We start from the raw sequence: 6854 nt of genomic DNA on the forward strand, positions 1-6854 counted from the left end.
CTCTTCGGCACGCGTCCGGCACGCGGGCGAACCTACGGTAGGCATGTGCGCGTGCCCCCGTGCCCCCTCAGGTCAAGCCAGACCCGCCGGAAGCGCAAGGGAAGGTCATGACAGACGGGGTCGAGGGCGACCCATCTCCAGCTTGATTCCAGGCCCGCCCAACCGCGTGTAAAACCTGTGGGTGCCGGAAACTCGGCCAGCGAGGTGACCTGCGGTTTGGCGCGTGAGCGTTCACTGTGCATGATCGTTGTTCATGGCGTTGCGGCTGCTCTATCTGATCTTCCTCCAGCTCGCGGGCTGGCTGATGCTGCTGGTGCGCTCGGATGCGTCGAAGGACGTGGAGATTCTCGTGCTCCGGCATCAGCTCGCGGTGCTACGCCGCCAGGTCGCCCGACCGCGACCGTCGTGGGCGGATCGGGCGGTGATCAGCGTGTTGGCCCGTCTGTTGCCCGCAGCCGACCGCCTGCGGCTGTTCGTGACGCCGGGCACACTGCTGCGCTGGCACGCTGATCTGGTACGGAGACGCTGGACGTTCAAGCGCCGCAGACAGGGGCGGCCTGCGACACGGCCTTCAGTGCGATCACTGATCCTTCGGATGGCCCGGGAGAACCCACTGTGGGGATATCGCCGGATCGCCGGTGAACTCGCCGGCCTGGGATGCCGGGTCGGTGCCTCCACCGTATGGCTCATCTTGAAGAATGCGGGCCTCGACCCGGTGCCGCGACGCACGGGACCAACCTGGAACGAGTTTCTGCGCGCCCAAGCCTCCGGCATCCTGGCGTGCGACTTCTTCCACTGCGACACCGTGCTCCTCAAACGCCTGTACAGCCTGGTCGTGATGGAAATCTCGACCCGGAGAGTGCACCTTCTCGGCGCCACCGATCACCCCACCGGGCACTGGATCGCTCAGCAGGCCCGGAACCTGATGGTCGAGCTGGGAGATCGGGCCGAAGGCTTCCGCTTCCTCATCCGGGACCGGGATGCGAAGTTCACCACCGCGTTCGATGAGGTGTTCGCTGGCGCGGGCATCCAGGTGGTGAAGACGCCGCCTCGGGCTCCGCAGGCGAACGCCTACGTCGAGCGGTGGATCGGTGGGCTGCGTCGGGAACTCCTCGACCGGATGCTGATCGTCAACGCCCGCCATCTACGACGAGTGCTGGCTGAGTACGAGGCTCACTTCAACGAGCACCGGCCACACCGATCCCTGGGCCATGCCGCTCCTCTTCGGTCCCTGTCCGACCCGGTCGAGGCCGATATCGAGGTCGTCCGCCGTGACCGTCTCGGTGGGCTGATCCACGAGTATGCGCAGGCCGCGTAGGGTGGCCGGGTTCCTGGCACCCACAGGGTGCGGCGGCGAGGTGCGAGGTGCTCGGTGACCTTGGCGATGGCCTCGGGTCCGGGTTTGACGTAGCGCAGGGCGGTGCGGGGGTTCTTGTGCCGGGTCTTGCCCATGATGAGCTGCAGGGGGACTTCGGCGTCGCCGAGGTGGGTGGCCGCGGAGTGGCGGAGTTGGTGGAGGTCGAGTTCGGCGTGGTGGTTGAGCAGGACGCGGGCGCGGTCGTAGCCGAGGCGGGCGCGGCCGGTGTGGGGGCAGATGTCGGCGGCCGGAGGTCTTTGGGCGGGGACGGGCCGGCGTTCGGCCAGGAACAGCGGGCCGTGCGTGCGCGAGCCGCCGTCGGGCAGGCGTAGCAGGCGGGGGAGCAGGTGGGCGGTGCCGGTGTCCCAGTACACCCATTCGATCGCGCCGCCCTTGGAGGTGACGGGGGCACGCCGGTGTTCCAGGTCGAGGTCCTCGACGTTCAGCGCGAGGATCTCCGCGGCGCGGGCTGCGGTCTCGTAGAGCATCCGCCACAGCGTTCTCTCTCGCAGCGGGATGTCGCGGCGCGATAGCAGCCGGTGGATGGTGGACTTGGCGACGGCGCGGGTCTCGTCGGCGGTTTCCTTGCGGCGTTCAGCCTCGGCCGGCACCGATGGGGCGGGCCAGTGCTTCTTGGTCTGGCACCAGGTCAGCCAGGAGGTGATCGCGGCGCGGTTGCGGTTCCAGGTGGCCGGCGCGCTCGTCCCCCACAGTTCGGTGAGCGCGGCGCCGATCTCGGCGTCGGCGACCTCGGCCAGCGGCCGGTCACGGCCGAGCAACGCGATGACGCGGTCGATGGCTGAGGCGTAGGCGCGGTGGGTGTTGGGGTTGGCGATCCGGGCGGAGGCGAGGAACGACTCGGCGGCCGCGGCCAACTCGACGCCGTCACCGCGCAGCGCGGTCACCTTGCGCGCGCCGTCGGCGCTCACGCCGGCCACCGCCGGACGGCTCTGGCCGCGAGCGAGCTGCCGGGCCGGGTGCGCCGTTTCCCGATGATGTACCGGATAACGTGTTCGAGTCGTACACTCCCGCCGGAGGGCCTTCCCCAGGTGGGCGCGCGGCCGTGATCGCTCATGTACGTGATAAGAGCTGACTATCACGTACAGGTCGTGCACGGGGCCACCCCCTCAGCGGCGCCAATGGCCCGGATGGACGAGGCCGGACTCGTAGGCGCAGATGACCGCTTGGATGCGGTCGCGCAGGCCGAGCTTGGACAGCACGTTGCTGACGTGGGTCTTCACGGTGTGCTCGCTCACGATCAAGGCCGCCGCGATCTCGGGGTTGGACAGCCCCTGGCCGAGCAGGGCGAGGGTTTCGCGCTCCCTGCTGGTCAGGGCGTCCATCCCCGGTATCGCCACCGGCGGGTGGGCCGCGCGGCTGACCAAGTCGTCGATCAGCTTCCTGGTCACCGCGGGCGCCAGCAGCGACTCCCCGGCCATCACGACCCGGACGGCGTGGACAAGGTCGTCGCGCCGTACGTCCTTGAGCAGGAAGCCGCTGGCTCCGGCGTGCAGGGCTTCGTAGACGTATTCGTCCTGATCGAAGACGGTCAAGATGATGACCTTGGTGCTGGTCTCTGCGCAGATGGTCCGGGCGGCCTGGATGCCGTCCATGACGGGCATGTTGACGTCGAGCAGCGCGATGTCGGGTGCGTGCTCGCGCACCGCCGCGATGGCCTGGGCGCCGTCGCCGGCCTCGGCGACGACCGTGATGTCCGGCTGGCTGTCCAGAATCAGGGAGAAGCCACCGCGCATGAGCTCATGGTCGTCGGCGACCACGACACGGATCGTCACGAGACGGCTCCCATCAGGTTGACCTTGACGGCGAAGCCGTTCCCGTCCCGTCCTGGGCCGAAGGCGGCCGACCCGCCGCAAGCCGTAGCCCGCTCGCGGATGCCGATCAGGCCGTGACCCGCACCGCCGGTGTGGCCGCGGCCGTCGTCGGTGATGGCGATCATGAGCGTGTCCCGGCTCCAGGCCAGTTCGACGTTCACGACTGTCGCGCGGGCGTGCTTGACCGCATTGGTGAGCGCCTCCTGCACGATCCGGTACGCGGCGGCCTCCACATCGGCGGGCAGCGGGCGCGGCGTGCCGTGGACGGTCAGGGTCGTGCATTGCCCGGCTCGGTCCACGCTCTGCACCAGCGCCTCGATCCGGTCCACGGTCGGCGGCGCGCCGGGTGAGGACCTACCGAGCAGCCCGAGCAGGCGGCGCACCTGCTCCATCGCCTCGCGCCCGGTCGCGGCGATGGCGTCGAAAGCGGCCTCCGCCCGCCCCGGATCGGAGCGTACGGCCAGCGGCCCGGACTCCGCCTGCACCACGATCAGGCTGATGGCGTGGCCGAGAATGTCGTGCATGTCCCGGGCGATCGCCGCCCGCTCCCGCTCGATCGCCCGCTCCGCTTCGCGTTGCTTGTCGCGTTCGAGCTGGCGGGCGTAGGTGTGCCGGTGGGCCGTGGCCCGGCCCATGGCCCAGGCCGCGACGTACATCACCAGCGCCCGCACCGTGGTGTCCGCGCTCGGCGGATTCAGGACGAACCCGGCGAGCTGGACACCTGCCCCTGTGCCGAGCAGGGCCAGCGCCCAGCCCCGGACCTGGCGCGAGCCGTACGCTGCGATCGTGTAGATCGCGACCAGCAGCGCGTACGGGATCGGCTGCGGGGCGGTGTCGGGGTCGTTGAACAGGTAGGCACCCATCGCGGCCGTCACCACCGCCAGTACGGCCAGCGGTGCGCGCCGCCGCCAGATCAGCGGCAGCGCCATGCCGAGCGCGGGTAGGTACTGCCCGAGCGTGTAGCCCGTCACCGGTTCGTGCTCCCGGATCGTCAGCATGAAGGGCGCCGAATGCGCGGCGAGCACCAGGAGGGCGATCGTGAGATCTACGACCCGCGCAGGAATCCGGCTAAGTGCTGACATAAGGGGACGAATCATACTCACGTGTACGGCAGGCCGACGATGTTGTACAGGACCGCCACGACGCCGAAGGCGACCAGACCCGTCGTGACCAGCGTGTAGCCGACCCGGGCCCAGGGCCGCCACCAGCGCCGCCACCAGGCGAGCACCGCCCCCGCCAGCAAGGCGACGGCCAGCGGCACCGTCAACGTCGCCAGCACCAGCAGCGCCATCAGTTGCGGCGCCCCCTGCAAGACCAGCGGCAACGCCCGGCCCTGGTCGGCGAGCAGCGATCCGAACCCGACCACGAACACCGTCACCGCGACCCCGCCGAGCCAGGCCGCCAGCCGCCAGCCCCATGGCCCCCTCATCGCCGATCCGCGACCCCTGCGTACGGCCAGCGCCACGGGATACCCGATCACGGCGATCATCGACACCAGCGCCGCCCACGCCAGCAGGCCCAGATGCAGCCACGAGTGCTCCAGCCAGCCGATCCGGTCGAACACGATCGTCTGGCCGCTGAGCGCGAGCTGACCCGGCTCGGGGAAGGCGATGCGGCTCCAGCCGCCCTCCTGCTGGAAGACACCGGGCTCGAACTGGATCCAGCGCTTCTGCCCACCACCGAGCCCGGTGGTGACGACGCTGCCGTCGGCGGCTGCGACGACATGCACGGGCGTGTCCGTCAACGCCTGGACCTTGAGCAGGCTGCCGCGGCTGACGCCGCTGCTCTGGTACCAGCCCTCGTAGGCGCGGGAGGACGCGCCCGTCAGCGCCGTGACCTTCGGCGGCGCCGATTCCGGCAGGTACCGGTCGATGATCTTCTCCACCAGCGCGAAGCCGTCCAGCCCGTGCCGCCCGGTCCCGTCTCCGTTGGAGATCACGTGGACGCCGACGCCCTGCTCGGGCAGGAGAAACATGTAGGAGTGCATGCCGGGCATGTCGCCGCCCTTGAACAGCATCCGGTGGCCCTTGTACGGCCGCTCCTCCCACATGAACCCCATCCCGGCCAGTTGGGGATGCTCGCTGTACTGCCTGCGCTGCATCTCGGCCGCGATCCCGGCGCCGAGCCGCGCGTCCCGCGACAACTGCGCCTGCAGATAGACGCCCATGTCAGTGGCGGTCGAGGCCGGCCCCGCGCCGGAGGCGGCGAAGTCGGCGCAGTTGACCTGCGTGGCCGTCCCGTCCATCACGTAAGCCTTGGTGCCCCGCAGACCGCCGCAGGCGATGACCGAGTCGTTCATGCCGAGCGGCTCGAACACGTGCCGCTTGACGTAGTCCTCGAACGCCATCCCCGACACGGTCTGGACCACGTATCCGGCCAGCGCCACACCGTAGTTGCTGTACGACACGCCGGTGCCGGGCGGCCGAGTGCGGGCCGGCTGGTGCGCGGCCAGCGCCTCGTCCAGTGGCAGGACGTCCGCGCCGCTGCCCACGACATAGTCCTCGTCGAACCCGGCCGTGTGGGTGAGCAGATGGCGCAACGTGACCGGGGGACCCTCGACCTTGAAGGACTTCAGATAGGTGTTCACGTCCGCGTCCAGATCCAGCTTGCCCTTGTGGACGAGTTGCAACGCGGCCTGGGCGGTGAACAACTTGGTCTCCGAGCCAATGAGGAACCGGGTGCTCTCGGGGTCCACCGGCACCCGGCGCTCCGCGTCCGCCCAGCCGTACCCCTTGTGCAGCACCCGCTCGCCATCGGCCACCACGGTCACCGCAACGCCGGGGATCTTGTCCTCGGCCATCGTCGCGACGACGTGCTCGTCGACCAGGGTGGCGAGCCCTTGCAGGGCCGGAGGCTCGGCTGCCTGCGCTGGGGCGGCCATCAGGACCAACGCGGTCATGAGTTTCAGCAACATGCGTCAAGGGTCCTGCGCACACCCCTGCCGCCACATCGCCGACGCCACCCATCTGTCCCTCCGCCGCTTGGGGGAGGGATGGGCGCGCTGCCGACGAGTCCCGGACTCCCGTATCGCTCTGAACGAGTCAGAGACCGAGGGGCCGACCGCCCCGACCGATGCCGCGCCAGGTTACGCGGAGTGTGCGCCGCCCGGCCGCGCGCCGGACTCCGGTCCGGACGCGGCGGGATAAGACCGGCACGCCGCGCCTTCGCCCGTCCGGATATCCGCGCGGTCGCCCCGCACGCTCGGTTGGACTTCTGAGACTGGCCCAGGTCAGCGAGGGTGACGTGCGGCGGCCGCGCGGTCGGGGCGCTGGTGGGGTCGTGCAGTATGCCAACCGGTCGGTCACGTTCCGTTACTTTGGGGCTCATCGCACGGACCCGAGCACCGGGCCTTGAAAGCCCAGAGTTCATGCGAACTGAAGGTTCTTCAGCGGGAACTCAGGTGGGTTCGGCATCCGGGGGCCTGTTCGGCTCGTGGGTTCAGCGCACGGATGTCGCGAGGTATGTCAGCGGAGGATGGCCTCGACCGCGTCCGGCAGGGTGGTGTCGGTGATGACCAGTTCGTCAGCCAGGTTGAGGATGCGCACCTCGCCGTGATCGAGTTCTAGTGCTGTGACCGGAAACGATCACCGGGTTGGCGCGTAGGACGGTCCTGCCGGTTGGATGAGCTGATCACGTTCGTTCAGCGGTCGGGAGGCCCAGTGACG

At 69.6% G+C, this 6854-nt stretch carries 4 protein-coding genes and 1 pseudogene; 1 reads left to right on the plus strand and 4 read right to left on the minus strand.

Translation table 11 applies throughout. From position 1 onward, the window contains the following. Positions 1–253 precede the first annotated feature (253 nt). Entirely contained in the window at positions 254–1318 is a 1065-nt protein-coding gene (locus ACIBEJ_RS43910) for an integrase core domain-containing protein (protein ID WP_397188906.1), read from the plus strand. A 95-nt stretch (positions 1319–1413) separates the two neighbouring features. Here the strand turns inward: ACIBEJ_RS43910 and ACIBEJ_RS43915 are convergent. The 4 genes and pseudogenes from ACIBEJ_RS43915 to ACIBEJ_RS43930 all read right to left on the minus strand — a co-directional run. Then, positions 1414–2472, minus strand: a pseudogene (locus ACIBEJ_RS43915) (tyrosine-type recombinase/integrase); the annotation flags it as partial. Between the two features lie 12 nt (positions 2473–2484). Continuing rightward, positions 2485–3150: a response regulator gene (locus ACIBEJ_RS43920; protein WP_397188907.1), complete on the minus strand. Its 666-nt coding sequence runs from the start codon at positions 3148–3150 to the stop codon at positions 2485–2487. Then, entirely contained in the window at positions 3147–4271 is a 1125-nt protein-coding gene (locus ACIBEJ_RS43925) for a sensor histidine kinase (RefSeq protein ID WP_397188908.1), read from the minus strand. Before ACIBEJ_RS43925 ends, ACIBEJ_RS43920 begins: the two co-directional genes overlap by 4 nt. A 17-nt stretch (positions 4272–4288) precedes the next feature. Continuing rightward, the gene (locus ACIBEJ_RS43930; RefSeq protein ID WP_397188909.1) at positions 4289–6103 is read right to left on the minus strand and encodes a serine hydrolase domain-containing protein; all 1815 of its coding nucleotides are present in this window, start codon (positions 6101–6103) and stop codon (positions 4289–4291) included. Positions 6104–6854: the final 751 nt, after the last annotated feature.

Source organism: Nonomuraea sp. NPDC050790, assembly GCF_044456745.1.
Lineage (GTDB): Bacteria > Actinomycetota > Actinomycetes > Streptosporangiales > Streptosporangiaceae > Nonomuraea.